This window comes from Streptomyces sp. NPDC031554 (assembly GCF_055580685.1).
In genome coordinates, this window is record NZ_JBVIKX010000016.1 from 21874 (window position 1) to 40381 (window position 18508).

The 18508-nt window shown below is 75.2% G+C and carries 15 protein-coding genes and 2 pseudogenes; 9 read left to right on the plus strand and 8 right to left on the minus strand.

Annotation, left to right across the window (positions count from 1 at the left end):
• Window positions 1-24: 24 nt before the first annotated feature.
• The gene (locus tag ACZ5FU_RS31015) at window positions 25-2352 is read right to left on the minus strand and encodes a hypothetical protein (protein WP_469047518.1); all 2328 of its coding nucleotides are present in this window, start codon (window positions 2350-2352) and stop codon (window positions 25-27) included.
• Between the two features lie 302 nt (window positions 2353-2654).
• On the opposite strand from ACZ5FU_RS31015, the gene ACZ5FU_RS31020 reads away from it, so the two are divergent.
• Window positions 2655-3485, plus strand: coding sequence for a DeoR/GlpR family DNA-binding transcription regulator (locus ACZ5FU_RS31020; protein ID WP_451779958.1), 831 nt, complete (start codon window positions 2655-2657; stop codon window positions 3483-3485).
• A gap of 25 nt (window positions 3486-3510) precedes the next feature.
• On the opposite strand, the gene cds1 is transcribed toward ACZ5FU_RS31020, so the two are convergent.
• A complete protein-coding gene (gene cds1 / locus ACZ5FU_RS31025) occupies window positions 3511-4635 on the minus strand; it encodes an L-cysteine desulfhydrase Cds1 (protein WP_451527506.1) in 1125 nt (374 codons plus the stop codon).
• A 340-nt stretch (window positions 4636-4975) separates the two neighbouring features.
• Between cds1 and ACZ5FU_RS31030 the strand changes: the two genes are divergently transcribed.
• Both ACZ5FU_RS31030 and ACZ5FU_RS31035 read left to right on the plus strand, forming a co-directional pair.
• On the plus strand, window positions 4976-5299 hold the full coding sequence (locus tag ACZ5FU_RS31030; protein ID WP_451527507.1) for a hypothetical protein: 324 nt from the start codon (window positions 4976-4978) through the stop codon (window positions 5297-5299).
• Between the two features lie 233 nt (window positions 5300-5532).
• Window positions 5533-6063 (plus strand): ATP-binding protein, encoded by a 531-nt coding sequence (locus ACZ5FU_RS31035; protein WP_468645190.1) that lies wholly within the window; start codon window positions 5533-5535, stop codon window positions 6061-6063.
• Between the two features lie 532 nt (window positions 6064-6595).
• Here the strand turns inward: ACZ5FU_RS31035 and ACZ5FU_RS31040 are convergent.
• The 5 genes from ACZ5FU_RS31040 to ACZ5FU_RS31060 form a co-directional block, all read right to left on the minus strand.
• Window positions 6596-7018, minus strand: coding sequence for a PPOX class F420-dependent oxidoreductase (locus ACZ5FU_RS31040; protein ID WP_451779955.1), 423 nt, complete (start codon window positions 7016-7018; stop codon window positions 6596-6598).
• 311 nt (window positions 7019-7329) lie between these two features.
• On the minus strand, window positions 7330-8220 hold the full coding sequence (locus ACZ5FU_RS31045; protein ID WP_468837428.1) for an NAD(P)-dependent oxidoreductase: 891 nt from the start codon (window positions 8218-8220) through the stop codon (window positions 7330-7332).
• A gap of 59 nt (window positions 8221-8279) precedes the next feature.
• Window positions 8280-8636, minus strand: coding sequence for an SRPBCC family protein (locus ACZ5FU_RS31050; protein WP_468837425.1), 357 nt, complete (start codon window positions 8634-8636; stop codon window positions 8280-8282).
• A 39-nt stretch (window positions 8637-8675) separates the two neighbouring features.
• Complete coding sequence (locus ACZ5FU_RS31055) at window positions 8676-9920, minus strand: ROK family protein (protein ID WP_451527512.1); 1245 nt, start codon at window positions 9918-9920, stop codon at window positions 8676-8678.
• A gap of 67 nt (window positions 9921-9987) precedes the next feature.
• Window positions 9988-10650: an alpha-ketoglutarate-dependent dioxygenase AlkB family protein gene (locus ACZ5FU_RS31060; RefSeq protein WP_451527513.1), complete on the minus strand. Its 663-nt coding sequence runs from the start codon at window positions 10648-10650 to the stop codon at window positions 9988-9990.
• A gap of 77 nt (window positions 10651-10727) precedes the next feature.
• Between ACZ5FU_RS31060 and ACZ5FU_RS31065 the strand changes: the two genes are divergently transcribed.
• The 4 genes and pseudogenes from ACZ5FU_RS31065 (at window position 10728) to ACZ5FU_RS31080 (ending at window position 15865) form a co-directional block, all read left to right on the plus strand.
• Window positions 10728-11864 (plus strand): methyltransferase, encoded by a 1137-nt coding sequence (locus tag ACZ5FU_RS31065; RefSeq protein ID WP_469047573.1) that lies wholly within the window; start codon window positions 10728-10730, stop codon window positions 11862-11864.
• 25 nt (window positions 11865-11889) lie between these two features.
• Window positions 11890-12583: pseudogene (locus tag ACZ5FU_RS31070) on the plus strand (DeoR/GlpR family DNA-binding transcription regulator); the annotation flags it as partial.
• A 148-nt stretch (window positions 12584-12731) separates the two neighbouring features.
• Window positions 12732-14204 (plus strand): FAD-binding protein, encoded by a 1473-nt coding sequence (locus ACZ5FU_RS31075; protein WP_469047520.1) that lies wholly within the window; start codon window positions 12732-12734, stop codon window positions 14202-14204.
• Window positions 14205-14671: 467 nt separating this feature from the next.
• A complete protein-coding gene (locus ACZ5FU_RS31080) occupies window positions 14672-15865 on the plus strand; it encodes an MFS transporter (protein WP_469047522.1) in 1194 nt (397 codons plus the stop codon).
• A gap of 96 nt (window positions 15866-15961) precedes the next feature.
• On the opposite strand, the gene ACZ5FU_RS31085 is transcribed toward ACZ5FU_RS31080, so the two are convergent.
• The gene (locus tag ACZ5FU_RS31085; RefSeq protein WP_469047524.1) at window positions 15962-16405 is read right to left on the minus strand and encodes a MarR family winged helix-turn-helix transcriptional regulator; all 444 of its coding nucleotides are present in this window, start codon (window positions 16403-16405) and stop codon (window positions 15962-15964) included.
• 87 nt (window positions 16406-16492) lie between these two features.
• On the opposite strand from ACZ5FU_RS31085, the gene ACZ5FU_RS31090 reads away from it, so the two are divergent.
• The gene (locus tag ACZ5FU_RS31090; RefSeq protein ID WP_469047525.1) at window positions 16493-17974 is read left to right on the plus strand and encodes an MFS transporter; all 1482 of its coding nucleotides are present in this window, start codon (window positions 16493-16495) and stop codon (window positions 17972-17974) included.
• 107 nt (window positions 17975-18081) lie between these two features.
• Window positions 18082-18363, plus strand: a pseudogene (locus ACZ5FU_RS31095) (DUF6332 family protein); the annotation flags it as partial.
• Window positions 18364-18508: the final 145 nt, after the last annotated feature.

Sequence of the window (18508 nt, forward strand, 5' to 3'; positions counted from 1 at the left end):
CGGCGGATCACGCCGGACGGGGCGTCAGCCGTCCGCCGGCGCCTGCGCGCGCTGGGCCGGGAGGTCCGGTCGCAGGCGGGACAGCAGGCGTTCGCGTTCCTCGGCGAAGGCCGGGTCCGCCTGGTAGTCGGAGTGGCCCAGGATCGGTGAGGGCAGGGGGTGGGCGTCGGTGCGGCCGTAGGCCAGGGGGTCGGCGAGGGCCGCGCGGTCGACCTCGGGACCGCAGTCGTCGCCGGACAGCCGCACCGGGCCGCCGATGGGGTCGGTGGGGCGGTGGAGGTTGCGCCAGCAGTCGATGTCCTCGTGCAGGGCGTTCAGCGCGGCGGGACCGAAGTGGGCCGGGAACCAGCGGCCGTAGAGGCGCTCGATCGGGGAGCCGTAGGTCAGGAGGGCGACGCGGCCGCGGTCGGCGGGGCTCAGTTGCCAGGCCGCGGCGGCGGCGAGGACGCTGCCCTGGGAGTGGCCGGAGATCACCAGGCGTCCGCCGGTGGCACGGGTCCAGGTGGCCATGCGCCAGGTCAGGTCGGGCACGGCGCGCTCGGCGTAGCAGGGCGGGGAGAAGGGGTGCGCGGCGCGCGGCCAGAAGGTGCCGACGTCCCAGAGGATGCCGATGGTGCGGCGCGCGGAGGCGTCCTTGTAGGCGCGCCGGCCCCAGGTGACGAAGAGGAGGAAGCCGAGCCCTATCAGCCAGGAGCCGAGTGCCTGACCGGTCTGGGCCGCGCCGTGGACGAGGGGGTGGGCGTGCTCGGCGGCCCGCTGCGGGGTTCTGCCGGTGGCGAGGGCGCCGACGAGCGCGCCGGCGCCGAGCAGCAGGGTCGCGGTGGAGGTGACGGCGACGAGGAGCGGGGCCCGGTCGGTGAGCGTGGCCATGGCGCGGGCGCGGGCGATGCGCTGGGTGCGGGCCGGGTCGCCGGGGTCGGCGCCGTACTCGCGGGCCACCGCGGTCCGCTCGAAGCGGGCCAGCAGCAGGGCTCGCCGGGCGAGCAGTGCGCACAGGGCGAGCAGCACGAGCAGCACCGCCGGGATCACGGACGCCTGCCAGGTCAGCAGTACCGGTGGTCCGGCGAGGAAGGTGCCGGTGCCGTCCAGCCAGTCCGAGACGCGCTGGGACACTCCGCCGGACATCACGCTGCCGAGGGCGCAGGCGAGCATCGCGACGGCGGGGCCGCCCAGGCCTTTCAGCGCGGCCCGGCCTCGCGGGTCGCTCCCGGAACCGCGGTACAGGATCGAGGCGACGACCGCGAGGGCGATCACCAGCGCGCCCTGGACGAGGGCGACGGCTCCGAAGGACGCGTCCCCCGGCAGCCGGCCGGCCGATCGCCAGCCGGGGCGTTCCCACCCGGCGTACACGAAGGTGAGGGCGAGCAGGACGAGGGCGGCCAGCGGCAGGCGTCGTACGAGGTGGGCGTCGAGGCGGCGGTCCAGGCGGTGCTCGCTGCGGCCCCGGCGGCACACCACCCAGAGCGTGGCGAGCGCGCCGGCGGCCAGGGCGGCCTCCAGGAGCCGGCCGAGGGCGTCGAGCACGGCGGTGCCGCCGGACGCGTGGTCCTGGCGTGCGGCGGCGGTGCCGACGGCGGCGGCCACCGTGAGCAGGCCGGCCGCGGTGTGGGCGGCGCGCAGCCGGGCGACCAGGCGGCGCCCGTACCAGAAGCCGGGGCGGCCGAGGGCGGTGGGACCGGGCGCGTCCTCGGGTTCGCTCCGGGCGTTCGGCGGTTCCTGGGACTCGTACGCCCGCCAGGTGCGGTGGGACAGGTACCAGAGCAGGACGGTGAGGGCGGTCGGGACGAGGGCCGCGAGGGCGAGGCGGCGGCCGGGCCGGCTCCACCAGCCGCCGTCGGAGACGGCCGGGGACAGGAAGCCCAGCCAGGTGTGCCGTTCGGCGCAGGCGCGGGTGCCCGCGCACTGCCAGGCCGTCAGGTCCAGGGCGACCTCGCAGGCGGCGGCGACGAGCAGGACCGTCAGGGTCAGGCCGGTGAGCCGTACCAGCAGCCCGTACAGGCGGACCGTGCGGATGTGCCGCCGGGCGGCGGGACGCATCCAGTGGGCGAGGTTGACGACCATGAACGGCAGCAGCAGGAGCCACAGGGCGCGGGTGCCGTTGCCGGAGGTGAGGTTGGACCAGACGTAGGCCTCGGGGACCGGCCGGTCCCCCGGTGCGCCGGCCGCCGCGGTCTCGGCGTCCACGTCGGCCTCGCGCCGGTACACGGCGGCCGTGTCGTCGCCGGTGATCCGCACGGTGCGCGGATCGTTCAGCATCTTCTCGGGCGTGGCTCCGCCCACGCCGTGGACCAGCAGTTCCAGGGCGGCCGAGGCCGCCGGGCCGGTCGAGGTCCGTTCCTGCGCACGTTCCACTGTTCTCGCACTTCCCCCGTGACGCGCCGTCGCTCCGTGTGCGTGCGGCACAAGGATCGCCGCTGTGCGACGGATGCGCACGCGTTGTCACCGGATATCCCCGTTCCGTGTGGGGATCGGGACCGCCGGGTGTCGTGGTTGTGACATGCCCGCGACGGGTGGGGGGTGGTACGGCCGGTGGCGGCCCGTGCGAGGATGGGACGCCCGCATGGCCCTCGACCGGCAGAATGTCCTTGTCGCGGCAGGTGCGCGGGCGTGTCGGACGGAGTGGGCCGGCTTGAGTCGAGAGGACCGGAGCGTACGTGAGCGAGAATCAGAACCTCCTCGCGGAGCAGCGGCGCGCACTGATCCTCGACGAGGTCCGGCGCCGGGGCGGTGTCCGGGTCAACGAGTTGACCCGCAAGCTCGGCGTGTCGGACATGACGGTGCGCCGCGACCTCGACGCGCTCTCCCGTCAGGGTGTCCTGGAGAAGGTGCACGGCGGTGCGGTGCCGATCGTGGAGGCGAGCACCCACGAGCCCGGTTTCGAGGCCAAGTCGGGCCTGGAGCTGAGCGCCAAGGAGGACATCGCGCGGGCCGCGGCCGAGCTGGTCGCGCCGGGCAGCGCGATCGCGCTGTCGGGGGGTACGACGACGTACGCGCTGGCCCACCGGCTGGTGGACGTGCCGGACCTGACGGTGGTGACCAACTCGGTGCGCGTGGCGGACGTCTTCCACATGGCGCAGCGCACCTCGGGTCCCCGGCAGGGCGCGGCGACGGTCGTGCTGACCGGCGGCGTGCGCACGCCGTCCGACTCGCTGGTGGGGCCGGTCGCCGATCAGGCCGTCGCGGCGCTCCACTTCGACGTGCTGTTCCTCGGCGTGCACGGGATATCGGCCGAGGCCGGTCTGTCCACGCCGAACCTGGCGGAGGCCGAGACCAACCGGCGACTGGTGCAGTCGGCGCGCCGGGTCGTGGTGGTCGCCGACCACACCAAGTGGGGTGTGGTGGGCCTGAGTTCCTTCGCGACGCTGGAGCAGGTCGACACGCTGGTGACGGACGCCGGGCTGCCGGGCACGGCCCGCGCGGAGGTCTCCGAGCATCTGCGGCGACTGGTGGTCGCCGGTGAGGCCGCCGAGGGCGCGGACGGCTGAGCGCAGGCGGGCGGCCCCGTGCCCCTCAGTCCGGCCACACCCCCGTCGCCAGCAGGGAGTCGATCGCCGCGCTGTACGGGCCGATGTCCAGGCCCTGTTCGGCGAGCCAGGCGTCGGAGTAGTACTTGTCGAGGTAGCGGTCGCCCGGGTCGCACAACAGGGTCACCACGCTGCCCTGCCGGCCCTCGGCCACCATCTCGGCGACGATCTTCAGCGCGCTCCACAGGCCCGTGCCCGTCGAGCCGCCGGCCTTGCGGCCGATGACGCGTTCCAGGGCGCGGACGGCGGCGACGCTGGCGGCGTCCGGGACCTTCATCATCCGGTCGACGGCGCCGGGCACGAAGCTCGGCTCCATGCGGGGCCGTCCGATGCCCTCGATGCGTGAGCCGCAGTCGCAGGTGACGTCCGGATCGCCGGTGGTCCAGCCCTCGAAGAAGCAGGAGTTCTCGGGGTCGGCGACGCAGATGCGGGTGTCGTGCTGGGTGTAGTGGACGTAGCGGGCGAGGGTCGCGGAGGTGCCGCCGGTGCCGGCCGTGGCGACGATCCAGGCGGGCTCCGGGAACCGCTCCAGCTCCAGCTGGCGGAAGATGGATTCGGCGATGTTGTTGTTGCCGCGCCAGTCCGTGGCCCGCTCGGCGTAGGTGAACTGGTCCATGTAGTGGCCGCCGGTGTCGGCCGCGAGGCGGGCGGACTCCTCGTACATCTTCCGCGAGTCGTCCACGAAGTGGCACTGTCCGCCGTGGAACTGGATCAGGCGGATCTTCTCGGCGCTCGTCGTGCGGGGCATGACGGCGATGAAGGGCACCCCGATCAGCTTGGCGAAGTAGGCCTCGGAGACGGCCGTCGAGCCGCTGGACGCCTCGATCACCGGGCGGTCCGGCCTGATCCAGCCGTTGCACAGGGCGTAGAGGAAGAGGGAGCGGGCGAGCCGGTGCTTGAGGCTTCCGGTGGGGTGGGTCGACTCGTCCTTCAGGTAGAGGTCGATGCCCCACCCCTCCGGCAGCGGGAAGCGCAGCAGGTGGGTGTCGGCGGAGCGGTTGGCGTCGGCCTGGACCTTGCGGACGGCTTCTTTCAGCCAGCCGCGGAAGGCGGTGTCGCTGCGGTCGACGTCGAGGGTCGCGCCGGTCCGCAGGTACTGGGGGGTGGTCACGGCGTGCTCCTTCGTGCGGGGCGCCGGCAACGCCGCACGCGGCCGACACCTCGATCATAGACACCTTCCACACGCTCCTCACCTGCATAAACGCATCTTTGAACGCCTCAAAGCAGGTCCTGGGGACGGTGGGTCCACCGATAGGGGGGCGCATGGGGCGAGTGCTCCGGACGGTCGCGGACCGCGTGCCGCGCGCACTGGTGCTCGGCGCTCCGCGCGGGCAGACTGCACCCGGCGGGGCGGAGGTTCCGCGAGAAGACGCACACGGGATCACGACACGAGCTGGTTCCCGGCCCGCTCAGGAGCACGGGCCGGCACACCCACGCGCAAGGGGGCGGGGATGGCTGAGCCGGAGTTCACGGCGACGGGCGTGCGGATCGGGAGGCGACTGCGCTCGCTCACCCGGGCCGGACAGGTCCGGATCAACGACGGCAGGCTGGAGCTGCTCACCAGCTACGGCAGCGAGATCGACAGCGCGCCGGTGCAGGCGGTACGCGCCTCCCGGCCCTGGTTCGCCCCGGAGGACCGGGCGCTGGCCGACCTGAACGGCAACCGGTACCTGCTGACCCTGGGCGACCACGACCCGGCGCCCGGTGAGCCGGGGCCGCCCGCGGCACGCCGGTTCATCGAGGCCGTGCGCAGGGCGGCGGGGCGCGGGAACTGAGGGGCCGGGGGCAGAGCGGCGTGGCCGACCCGCAGCGACCGGACGGGCACCGCGAGTTGCGCTCTCGAGTCCCTTGCGCCACGCTGGTCTCACGTCACTCTGGGTTTACCGGCGATAACGCTGCGAACCAGCCCGCCGGCCACGAAAGCAGGCGGCCGCCCTAGCGCAGACGCACTGCTCCGATCGATCCGAACTCCGTGTTCTTCCGGACCTCACGTCGGGGAGTCGCAGCCGTGATCAGCAACCCAAGCAGGCACTGCACGGTAGAGCTCCAAGCCCTGCCGTCGCGGATAGGCCAGGTCCGCAGAATCGTATCGGCGCAACTGCGCTACTGGCATCTCGATCCCCTCATAGACCGGGCGGCGCTCGGTGTGACCGAGCTGTTGACCAACGTCCACCTGCACGCCCAGCCCGACAAGACGTGCACGGTGGAGATGGAACTGCTGCTCGACCGGCTCACGGTCTCCGTGCGCGACCGCGACCCCCGGCTTCCGGTGGTCGACGGCATCGAGGCGGCCGACTCGTTCGCCACGTGCGGGCGCGGGCTCGCCATGGTGGCGGCGGTCAGCGAGGACTGGGGCGCCCGGCCGGACGGCGAGTCCGGGAAGGTCGTCTGGTTCACCCTTCCGGCGCCGGTCGCGGCACCCGAGCGGTCCGCGCGGCCCCCGCGCCGGCTGGTCACGGACCGGCTGTTCCCCGAGGTCGTGACGGTCGACGACCTCGGCCCCGCACACGCTCCCGCCCGGCCGGCCGTCGTCGGCTGACCGGGCGGTGATCCCTTCGCCGTACGGCGGACTCGCCCCCACCCGGTGGTGAGCCGTGCGTACGGCGGGGTCGTGCGCCGGTGACCCGCGCCGCCGTCACGCGGCGCGGGTGCGCGCGGTGACGGCGCGGGTGGTGCGGGGACCGCGGCGGGCCGCGCGGTGCGGCACGGCGACGCCAGGGCGTCGATCACCGCGACGGGCCGGACGCGCGGGAGGAACCGGCCCGCGGGCCGGGGCCGCCGTACCGGTTCGCCGGGGTCCGCCTCCCGGTCCGCCTCCCGGGCGGGTCCCGCGGTGAGGTGTCGGGACTCCCGCGGGACGCGGCAGTGCCGCTCCCCCCGCGGGAGCACGCGCGCGTGCGGGCTCTCCCCGTGCGTCGCGGCCGGCCCGGACCCGTTCCTGCGGGCGCACCTTCCGCGGGGCGCTCGCGCGCCGCGCACGCCGGCCTCCCACGGCGTGCGCCCGGACGCCGGGCGGGTCGGTGGCCCGGCCGCCACGCGCCGCACCGGTGCGAGGTGCGGCCGGGCCCGCCTCACGTGGACGGCTGGTCGCTGTCCTTCATCGCGCCCCAGCCGTGCCAGCGCTCGACCTCGATCCAGGCGCTGACGCGGGGCCGGACCCGGTCCGGGTAGGGGTTGCCCGTGTAGTGCGAGGAGATGCGGTCGATGTCGGCCAGGCCCTCGTCGTCGTGGAACTCGGTGACCCGGCCGATGAGGGTGACGTGGGTGTACCAGTCCTCGCCGTCCAGGACGGTCAGGGTGACACGGGGGTCGCGGCGCAGGTGCTTGAGGCGGACCCGGCTCTCGTCGAGGCTGATGAGGACCCGGCCGTCGTCCCACACGTACCAGGTGGGGGTGGACACGGGGGTGCCGTCGGAGCGCAGGGTCGCCATCACACAGGGGTGGGGGCGGCTCAGCAGTTCGACGGCCTCGGGCGGCAGCGGCGGCTTGGACATCGGCTTCTCCTCGGTGGGTCGGGCGGGTGGTGTCGCGTGTGCGGTCGGTGGGGGCCCGGCGCGCCGGGACGACCACCGGGTGCCTGCGGCGTACCCCGGGAGCGGGCGGCGTCACGCGCGGATGCGTACGGCGGTCACGCCCCGGGGCGGGCACACCGGCCCCGCCCGGCCCGGCCCGGGACCGGTGTGCCGGTCGGACGGCCGGGCGGACGGACGGGGTGTCGGACGGGCTGTCGGGTCGCGTCAGACGGGGGCTGTCGGGCGCGAGCGGGCCGGCGGGCGGGGGGCCGATCGGTCGGGCGGGCGGCCCGTCAGGCGGGCGGCTGGTCCTCGAAGCTGGCGAAGTAGGCGGCGGCCATGTCCTCGTCGGCGTGGCCCTGGGCGGCGGCGCGCTCCAGGCGGGCGGCGCTCGCGGAGGCCACGTCCAGACGGACGCCGCGCCGGGCTCCGGCCTCGACGATCAGACGGGCGTCCTTGGCGGCGGTCGCCACGCCGAACTGCGGCGGCGTGAGCCGGTCCTCGACGAGCAGCGCGGACTTGGCGCGGAGGTAGCCCATGTCGAGCGGGCCGTCGGCGATCAGCCCGAAGAAGTCGTCCGGGTCGACGTCGAGGGCCTTGGACAGGGCGAGGACCTCGCCGGCCGCGGCGGTGGCCGCGATCACCCAGCTGTTGGCGACCAGCTTCAGGCGGGTGGCGCTGCCGGCCGCGCCGTCCTCGCCGGTCCACACCGTGCGGGCGCCCACGGCGTCCAGAACGGGACGGACGGCGGCACGGTGGGTCTCGGGTCCGGCCGCCAGCACGGTCAGCCGGCCGGCCTCGGCGGGCTGACGGGTGCCCAGCACGGGCGCGTCGAAGAACACGAGGCCGTGCTCGCGGGCGAGGGCCGCCAGGTCCTCGACGGCGTCGGCGCCGACGGTGGTCGACTGCACCCAGGCGGCACCGGCGCGCAGTCCGGGGGCCGCCGCGCGCACGGCCTCCAGGACCGCGGGGCCGTCGTGGACCATGGTCAGGACGACGTCGGCGCCGCGGACGGCGTCGGCGGGGGTGTCGGCGAGGGCGATGCCGTCGGCGGCCAGCGGCTCGGCCTTGGCGCGGGTGCGGTTCCAGGCGCGGACGGTGTGCCCGGCGCGGGCGAGGTTGCGGGCCATCGCGGCACCCATGATGCCGGTGCCCAGCACGCCCACGGTCGGCTTGTCGGTCATGACGTCAACTTCCTGATCCTCGAGCGGGGTCACTGCGGACGGTACGGGACCGGACGCCGTCACTTCGACGCGGCGCGCACCAGTCCGTCCAGCCAGGCCCGGTGACCGTTGAGCATCGGGTCGGGCCGCTGCCGCGCCAGGGCGGCGGCGGGCGCGCCGATCCGGGTCTCCTGGGTCAGGACGCGCACGCGGCCGCCGGGCAGGTCCTCCACCAGCCAGGCGTGCAGCACGTCCAGCCGTTCCTCGGGGCCGCCGTCCTGCTTCGCCGTCCAGGACAGGCGGCCGGGGACGCCCTCGGCGGGGTCCTGGAGGCGGACGACGAGGGCGTCCAGGGGCGGGAAGCCGAAGGTGGCGAAGCGGAAGGCCAGGCCGTCGGTCAGCAGCGGGCCGCCGCCCCGCGGACGTACGGCCGCCACGGCGGCATCCGCCCGTGGCGGCGGCCGCCCCTGGTCGGCTCACCTGACGCCCAGCGCCGCCAGCGGATCGTCCAGGACGGGCTGCCAGGCCAGCTCCGCCGCTCCGACCAGGCTGTTGTGGTCGAGGGAGCAGGCGAGGATGGGGACGCCGCCGCTGCGGCCCCACAGGCTGCGGTCGGCGACGACCGCGCGGAGCCGGTCGGGGTCGGTGTCCAGGAGGGTGCGGTGCAGGCCTCCGAGGATGATGCGGTCGGGGTTGAGGATGTTCACCAGGCCGGCCAGTCCCAGGCCGAGGCGGTCGATGAGGGCCTCGGTGGCCGTACGGACGACCGGGTCGGCGTACTCCTCGCGGATCAGTTCGTTGGCCTGCTGGAGCAGGGAGCCCTCGGGGCCGGGTTCGCGGCCGGCGGTGGTGAGCAGGGCCAGCGGGTCGGCCTCGACGTCGAGGCAGCCGCGGCTGCCGCAGTGGCACGGACGGCCCTCGGGGTTGACGGTGAGGTGCCCGACCTCGAGGGCGAGGCCCGAACTGCCCGTGTGCAGACGCCCGTCGAGGACCAGCGCACCGCCGACGCCGCGGTGTCCGGTGGCCACGCACAACAGATCGCGGGCACCGCGTCCGGCGCCGTGCCGGTGCTCGGCGAGGGCGGAGGCGTTGACGTCGTTGACGGCGAACGCCGGGCCGTCGACGCCGGCCGCCCGGACCCGCTCGGCGAAGATCTCCCGCACCGGGGCCCCCACCGGCCAGGCGAGGTGCAGCGGGTTGAGGGCCAGTCCTTCGGGGGCGGTCACCGCGGACGGCACGGCGAGGCCGGCGCCCACACAGCGCCGGCCGGTACGGCCCAGCAGGTCGGCCCCGGCGGCCACGGCGGCGCCGAGCACCTTGGCCGGGTCGGCGTCGACGGCCTCGCAGCTGGGGGTGGTGGCGACGATCCGCCCGCCGAGGCCGACCAGGGCGGCCCGGAAGCCGTCGGCGTGCACCTGGGCGGCCAGGACGACGGGGCCGTCCTCGTCGACGTCGAGCCGGTGGGAGGGACGGCCCTGGGAACCGGCGGCGGCGCCGGGCCGCGCGTCGACCCGGATCAGCCCCAGCGCCTCCAGTTCGGCGGCGACCGCGCCGGCCGTGGCGCGGGTGACGCCGAGTTCGGCGGTGAGCACCGCACGGGTCGGCGCCCGCCCGGTGTGCACGAGCTCCAACGCGGGCCCGAGCGCACCGCGCCCCCGGTCCAATCGCGCTCTCGAGGTGGTCCCTTCCCCCGCCGGCCGGGGGTCCGCCTTGCCGCTCATGAGGGCGAGTCTCCCATGATCCGCGAGGGGGCCTCCCCCGCTCGGCCAGGCCCGGGACCGGGGGCCGTCAGGCCCCGTCGGGGAAGCCGCCGACCCGCAGGGTCAGGTTCAGCCGGCCGGTCAGCCCCAGTCCGGCCGGAGCCGTGCCGGGACGCACCCGGGGCACGCCGTGGTGGGCGAGCCGGGAGGGACCGCCGAACACGAAGAGGTCGCCGCTGACCAGCTCGACGTCGGTGTAGGGGCGGGTACGGGTCTCGGTGTTGCCGAAGCGGAACACGCAGGTGTCGCCGAGGCTGAGGGAGACCACGGGGGCGTCCGACCTCTCGTCGGCGTCGCGGTGCATGCCCATGAGGGCGTCGGCGTCGTAGTAGTTGACCAGGGCGATGTCGTACGCCGCCCCCCGGGCCGCCCGCGGGCCGAGCGCGTCGGTCACCGCCCGGCGGCCCAGCTCGCCCAGCCAGGCCGGGAAGGGCTTCACCGGGGCGCCGTCGCCGTCGACGGCCGTGCGGGCGTAGCCGTACGGGTACCAGTGCCGGCCGAGGCAGACCTGGCGGGCGGTCATGGTGCCGCCGCCCGGGGTGCGGACGGTGCGCAGCCCCGCGGGCGGACGGGCCCAGTCCCGGCAGGCCTCCAGCAGCTCGTGCTGGGCGGCCGCGTCCAGCCAGTCCGGCAGGTGCACGGCGCCCGGCGCGACCTCCGCGCGTTCCCGGGGAAACAGCTCGGTGTCCATGGCCCCATCCTGCCCCATCCCGCCCCACCGGGTCTGAGCTGCGGCTGGGCTAGCCTTGACCCACGATGAACGACCGTATGACGACGCCGTGGGGCGAGGTCGCGCTGGCCCGCCACCCCGAGGACCCGCGTGACAGGCTGCGCGCCTGGGACGCCTCCGACGCGTATCTGCTCCGCCACCTCGCCGGGCAGGGCGTCGCGCTGTCCGGCACGGTGGTGGTGCTCGGTGACCGCTGGGGCGCGCTGGTGACGGCACTGGCCGCGCACCGGCCGACGCAGATCACCGACTCCTGGCTGGGGCAGGAGGCGACCCGCCGGAACCTGGCCCGCAACGGCGTCGAGCCCGGCCGCGTCCGGCTGCTGACCACCCAGGACCCGCCGCCCGAGCGCGTCGACGTGCTGCTGGTGCGGGTGCCCAAGAGTCTCGCGCTCCTGGAGGACCAGCTGCTGCGGCTGGCCCCCTCGGTGCACGCGGGGACCGTCGTGGTCGGCACCGGCATGGTCAAGGAGATCCACACCTCCACCCTGCGGCTGTTCGAGCGGATCCTCGGTCCCACCCGCACCTCCCTGGCCGAGCAGAAGGCCCGGCTGATCCTGTGCGCTCCCGACCCGGCGCCGGCCCGTCCCGCCAACCCGTGGCCGTACCGCTACGACCTCCCCGACGGCCTCGGTCCGCTGTCCGGGCGCCCGGTCGTCAACCACGCGGGCGTGTTCTGCGCCGACCGGCTCGACATCGGCACCCGGTTCCTCCTCGGGCACCTGCCGCCGACGCGGGAGGTGCGCCGCGTGGTCGACCTGGGGTGCGGCAACGGTGTGGTGGGGACGGCGGTGGCGCTGGCCGACCCGCGGGCCGAGGTGCTGTTCACGGACGAGTCGTTCCAGGCGGTGGCCTCGGCGGAGGCGACGTACCGGGCCAACGGGGCGCCGGGGCAGGGGGAGTTCCGGGTCGGGGACGGGCTCACGGGGGTGCCGGACGACAGTGTGGACCTGGTGCTGAACAACCCGCCCTTCCACTCCCACCAGGCCACGACGGACGCCACCGCCTGGCGGATGTTCACCGGGGCGCGGCGCGTGCTGCGGCCGGGCGGCGAACTGTGGGTGGTGGGCAACCGGCACCTCGGGTACCACGTGAAGCTGCGCCGGCTGTTCGGCAACAGCCGACTGGTCGCCGGTGACCCGAAGTTCGTGGTGCTGAAGGCCGTCAAGCAGGGCTGAGGACGCCGCTGATCCGCTCGACGGCGTGCGCCGTCGCCTCCCGTCCGGCGGCGCGGCGGCCGCGCGGGCCGACCGCCGCCGGCTGGCCGGCGAGGAGACGGCGGCCGGGCCGGAGGTGCCGGCGGCCACGGTCCGCCGGGATCCCGACCGGCTCGGCGAGCAGCAGCCGCCGGTGCGCACGCGTGGCGGCGCGGTCGTGCACGGGGTGTCGTACGAACTGCCGTTGCGGTACGGGACGGCGCGCCGGGCTCAGGAGAAGCAGCGCGTCGCGCGGGCGGTGGCGGAACCGGTCGCCCCCGGCGGGGCGGTGGGGCCGACCGGGGGCACGACGATCACGGAGGTGGCCCGCGCCCTGGCCGTGCGCGGCGATCCGGCCACCGGTTCGCCGGCCCCCACCGTGGTCACGGACGCGCTGAGCATCGCGGGCGAGCCGGCGGTGCGGCCCCGGTTCAAGGTCGTGGTGACGGGAGGGGGGCGCGGGCGCGGTCGTACGGGCCGGTGGGGCCGCTCGTGGACGGAAGGCCGGGGCGGCGGTCGACCGGATGCCGTGCGAGCGTGCCGTGCGGGTCGTCGTCGCGGCCGATTCCGGCAAGCCGGGCCGGCGCGCGTTCGCCCGGATCCGCGCGGCCGACGCGGTGGACACGCCGGTCACGGACACGGCGGCGGACGCGCGGAGGGTACGGCGGTTCGAGGAGGCGGGGGTCCGGGTCGTCGCGGTGCGACGGTCCCGGGCCCGTGCGCGGCACGGCGGACCGCCACCACAGTGGATCACCGGCGAAACACCGTACGTGACGGATCGAACTGTCCTAGCCTGTCGAGGATTTCGGGATCCGAAGATTTCACAGGGATCGAGAGGTGGAAGTGCGCATGTCCCGCACACCTTCCAGACGCACCGTTCTGCGCGGACTCACCGTCACCGGAGCGGTGGTGACCGGCTTCGACCCCGCCGCCCGGGCCTGGGCCGCGGACACCCCGGCCGGCGTCGGGCGACCGGCCGGGATCCCTCGCCTGGACGGGACCCTGACCAGGGACGACGCCTCGCTCGGCGCCGCTTCGGACGACTACGGGCACATCGTGCACCACCGTCCCGCGGCCGTGCTGCGGCCGGGCTCGGTCCGCGACGTCGTCGCCATGGTCCGGTTCTGCGGCGAGCACCGCGTGCCGGTCGCGCCGCGCGGGCAGGGGCACGCCCCGTTCGGTCAGGCGCAGGTGGCGGGCGGCCTGGTCGTCGAGATGGCGACGCTCGCGGACATCGGCCCCGTCGGGCCGCGCAGCACCACCGTGACGGTGGGCGCGGGCGCCCGGTGGAGCGAGGTGGCCAGGGCCACCCTCGCGCACGGGCTCACCCCGCCCGTCCTCACGGACTACATCGAACTCTCCGTCGGCGGCACCCTGTCCGTGGGCGGCCTCGGCGGCCAGGCCCACCGGCACGGCGCCCAGGTCGACAACGTCACCGGACTGCGGGTCGTCACCGGTACGGGCGAGCTGGTCCGCTGCTCCCCGGTCCGCCGCCCCGACCTCTTCCACGCCGTCCTGGCCGGCCTCGGCCAGTGCGGCGTCATCGTCGAGGCCACGCTCCGCCTGGTGCCCGCGCCCGAGACCGTGCGCCACTACCACCTCGCCTACGACGACCTGGAGACCTTCCTGGACGACCAGCGCCTCCTCGTCCAGGAGGGCCGCTTCGACCACGTCGAGGGCCAGGTCACCGCGGACGCCGACGGCGTCTTCCGGGTCCACACCCTGGAGGCGGTGGCCTACGGCCCGCCGGCCGGTCCCGTCCCGGACGACGCGACGCTGCTGCGCGGTCTGCGCCACACGCCCTCCGGCGTCCGGTACGAGGACCGCCCCTACGGCGACTTCCTCGACCGGCTGGCGCCCTTCGTCGCCCTGCTGAAGGAGGCCGGCCTCTGGACGTACGCGCACCCGTGGCTGAACCTCATGGTGCCCGGCTCGTCCGCCGCCGCCGTCAGTGCCCCGCTGCTGGACGCGCTCACCCCGGCGGAGCTGGGCCCCGGCGTCGTCCTGTTCTACCCGCTGCTGCGCGAGCGGCTCACCACCCCGCTGCTGCGCAGTCCGGACGAGCCGGTGTCGTACCTCTTCGACATCCTCAGCGCGACCCCGCCCGACGACACCGCCGCCGTCGACCGCCGGCTGGCGGCGAATCGTTCCGCCTACGAGGCCGTGCTCGCGGCCGGCGGCACCCAGTACCCCGTCGGGGGCATCCCGTTCACCCGCGCGGACTGGCGGACCCACTTCGGCCCGGCCTGGCCCGCGTTCGAGGCGGCGAAGCGGCGGTACGACCCGCGGCGGATCCTGGTGCCGGGCCAGGGCGTCTTCTGAGGCGCCACCGCGCCGGACCGGCTCCCGGGGCGCGGCCGTCCGGTGCCGTGCCCGTCGACGACGCCGCCGCCGAAGAGGCCGACCTCGACGACGCCGCCGCTGCCGGGAAGGCCGCCCCGGCGATGCCGTCACACCGAAGAGGCCTGTCCCAGCGGCGCACGACGGGCAGCAGGCCGCGGCGACCGCGTACGGCCCGGTGCCGAGGACGTGCGCGGCGGGCCGGCGGGCCGATGACGGTGACGGTGACGCCGCCGGGGCCCGCTCCGCCCCCGGCGGTGGCCGGCTCCGCAGCCGCCGGCCGTCCCGCCACGGGTGCGGCACGACGGCTGCGCGCGTCCGGCCTCCCCGGCCGGTGCGCGCCCCGCCCCGACCTGTCGGTGCATGAATCGACCACCTTGCCGGGGTCAGGAGGTCCCGCTTAGCCTCATTTTGTGCCGCCAATAAACAAAGCCCGTCCGCACACCGCCGTGCGAGACCGCTCCCTCAGCCGGCTCCGCTTCCTCCTCACCGTCTTCTTCGCCCTCGACGGCTTCGTCTTCGCCGGCTGGGTGGTGCGCATCCCCGCCGTCAAGGAGCAGACCGGGGCCTCCACCAGCGGGCTCGGCCTCGCCCTCCTCGGCGTCTCCGCCGGCGCGGTGGTGACGATGCTGATCACCGGCCGTCTCTGCCGGCGGTACGGCAGCCATCCGGTCACCGTGGCCTGCGCGGTGCTGCTCTCCCTGAGCGTCATGCTGCCCCCGCTGACCCACTCCGTGCTCGCGCTCGGCGCCGTGCTGCTGCTCTTCGGCGCGGCCTACGGCGGTATCAACGTCGCCTTCAACAGCGCGGCCGTCGACCTGGTGACGGCCCTGCGCAGGCCGATCATGCCGACCTTCCACGCGGCCTTCAGCATGGGCGGAATGATCGGCGCCGGGCTCGGCGGGCTGGTCGCGGGCTCCCTCTCCCCCGCGCGCCACCTCCTGGGCCTCGGCCTCGTCGGCCTGCTGGTGACGGCGCTGGCCGGCCCCGCGCTGCTGCGCCGGCCACCCGCCGGCGCCGCCCGGGGCACCGATGAGGACGTGCGACCGGCACGACCGGCACGCCTGGCCGCCCGCACCCGCCGCCCGGTCCTGGTCTTCGGCCTGATCGCCCTGTGCACGGCCTACGGCGAAGGGGCCCTGGCCGACTGGGGCGCCCTGCACCTCCAGGAGGACCTCGGCACCTCACCCGCCCTCGCCGCCGCCGGCTACTCCTGCTTCGCCCTCGCGATGACCGCCGGCCGGCTCACGGGCACGACCCTCCTGGAACGGCTGGGCCACACCCGCACGGTGGTCGTCGGCGGCACCGTGGCGGCCGTCGGCATGCTGCTCGGTTCCCTCGCCCCGGCCCCCTGGGCCGCGCTCGCCGGTTACACCGTCGCCGGGCTCGGCCTGGCCAACCTCTTCCCGGTGGCCGTGGAACGCGCGGGCACCCTCGCCGGCCCCACCGGCGTGGCCGTCGCCTCCACCCTCGGCTACGGCGGCATGCTCCTCGGCCCGCCCGCCATCGGGTTCATAGCCGACTGGTCCTCCCTCCCCACGGCTCTCACCAGCGTCGCGGCACTCGCGGCGGTCGCGGCGCTGATCGGCCTCACCGTGCGGCGCACGGCGGGCGGTTCGGAAGGCGACGCCGCCCGTCCGTGACGCCGGGTCCCCCGCGTCGCCGCCCACCCGTGCGCCGCACCGCTCCACCTGTCGTCGTGGAACCGGTTGCCGTACCCGGCCGTCGGCGAGGACGCCTCACCGGCCCGGCTGCGGCGGGAGAGGCCTGCCGTGATCCGAGGCCGAGGGCCGTCGGTCCGCCAGCATGCGGGTCAGCACCGAGCGTTGCACGGGGAGCACCTCGGTGTGCAGGGAGCGCCCCTTGCCGGTGAGCATCACCCGGACGCCCCGGCGGTCCTCGGAGCACATGGTGCGCTCGACGAGGCCGTCCTTCTCCAGCCGGGCGATCAGCCGCGACAGCGCGCTCTGGCTCAGGTGGACCCGTTCGGCGATCTCCTGGACGCGGAAGCTGCACGTGCCGGCCGAGGCGGCTCCCGCGAGCACGTCGAGCACCTCGAAGTCGCTGCCGCACAGGCCGTGTCCGTGCAGCGCGCGGTCGAGTGCGCACTGGGTGCGGGCGTGCAGCGCGAGCATCTCCCGCCACTGTTCCACGAGCGCCTGTTCGACCTTGTCCGCCGCCATGGCGGCACCGTAGCAGAGAGCCGGACTTCTATTGCACCAGAATTAAATGCGCTTGCATTCGATGCATGCGCATGTATCGTCTGCGGCATGACCTCTCCGCTCCCCTCTCCGGTGTCCGAGGGACGCTGGACCCCACGACTGTGGGGCACCCTGCTGGTGCTCTGCGCCGCGATGTTCCTGGACGCGCTGGACGTGTCGATGGTCGGTGTCGCCCTGCCGTCCATCGGCTCCGACCTCGGACTGACCACCTCGACCCTGCAGTGGATCGTCAGCGGCTACATCCTGGGCTACGGCGGCCTGTTGCTCCTGGGCGGCCGCACGGCGGACCTGCTCGGCCGCCGCCAGGTCTTCCTCGTCGCCCTCGGCGTCTTCGCGCTCGCCTCCCTGCTCGGCGGCCTCGTCGACTCGGGCCCGCTGCTGATCGTCAGCCGGTTCGTCAAGGGCCTGAGCGCCGCCTTCACCGCTCCGGCGGGCCTGTCGATCATCACCACGACGTTCCCGGAGGGTCCGCTGCGCAACCGCGCGCTCTCCCTCTACACCACCTGCGCCGCCACCGGCTTCTCCATGGGCCTGGTCCTCTCCGGCCTGCTCACCGAGGCCAGTTGGCGTCTCACCATGCTGCTGCCCGCGCCGATCGCCCTGGCCGCCCTGGCCGCCGGTGTGAAGCTGCTGCCGCGCACCGCGCGCGAACGGGGGCACAACGGCTACGACGTCCCCGGCGCCGTCCTCGGCACCGCGTCGATGCTGCTGCTGGTCTTCACCGTCGTCCAGGCCCCCGAGGCGGGCTGGACCTCCGCCCGCACCCTGCTGTCCTTCCTGGCCGTCGCCGTGCTGCTGACCGTCTTCGTCCTGGTCGAACAACGCTCGCCCGGCCCGCTGGTCCGGCTCGGCGTGCTGCGTTCGGGCAGCCAGATCCGCGCCCAGCTCGGGGCGATGGCCTTCTTCGGCTCCTACGTGGGCTTCCAGTTCCTGGCGACGCTGTACATGCAGACCCTGCTGGGCTGGTCGGCGCTGCACACCGCGCTGGCCTTCCTGCCGGCCGGCGCGCTGGTGGCGCTGTCCTCGACGAAGGTGGGCTCGGTCGTGGACCGGTTCGGCACCCCGCGGCTGATCGTGACGGGCTTCGCCCTGATGGCCGTCGGGTACGCCCTGTTCCTGCGCGTCGACCTCGCCCCGGTCTACGCCGCCGTCGTCCTGCCCAGCATGCTGCTGATCGGCGCGGCCTGCGCGCTGGTCTTCCCCTCGCTCAACATCCAGGCGACGAACGGCGTGGCGGACCACGAGCAGGGCATGGTCTCCGGCCTGCTGAACACGTCGGTGCAGGTGGGCGGCGCGCTCTTCCTCGCCGTGGTCACGGCCGTGGTGACCGCGGGCGCCCCGGCGGACCCCACCCCGCAGGCGGTGCTGGACAGTTACCGCCCCGGCCTGATGGTGGTGACGGGCATCGCCGTCCTCGGCCTCCTGGCCACCCTGCCCGGCCTGCGCACCCGTCGCCCCCGCCGTTCGGTGGTGGTGGCCGGGTCCGCCCCGGAGGAGCCGGCCGTGGAGCGGGTCCCGGTCCACGACTGAGCCGATCGGCCCGCGGCGGCGCGGACACGGCTGATCGGCGGCCGGCCCACCGCGTGCGCCCGGCGGGCCGGTTGCCGCGCCGGGCGCACGCCTGTGAGACTGCCCGCATGACCGGCCACGGGGGACGCCGTACGCAGGCGGAGCGGGACGCGATCACCGTCGAGATCGGGTACGCGCTGCTCAGCGCGGCCTTCGCGGCGGCCGTGCTGTTCGGCGCGGTCGCCGGGCCGGCGCTGCTGTTCGCGCTCCCGGACACCTTGGAGAAGGTGCTCCTCCGGGCGGGACTCGCGCTCTCCCCCGTGGTGTTCCTGGTCCGGGTGGTGAGCGTGCTCGTCCGGTTCCGTGCGGAGGTCACGGCAGCGCGCACCGAGGCCCCCTCCGGCGACAGCGACGTGAACGGCGACGGTGCCGGCGGACGTCGTGGCGGTCGTGGCGGTCGGACCGACCGGACCGGCCGGACCAGTACCGACTCGTAGGACACAGACCAGTACCGACTCGTACGACACAAAGGGCGGTCGGGCGCGGGCGCGGGCC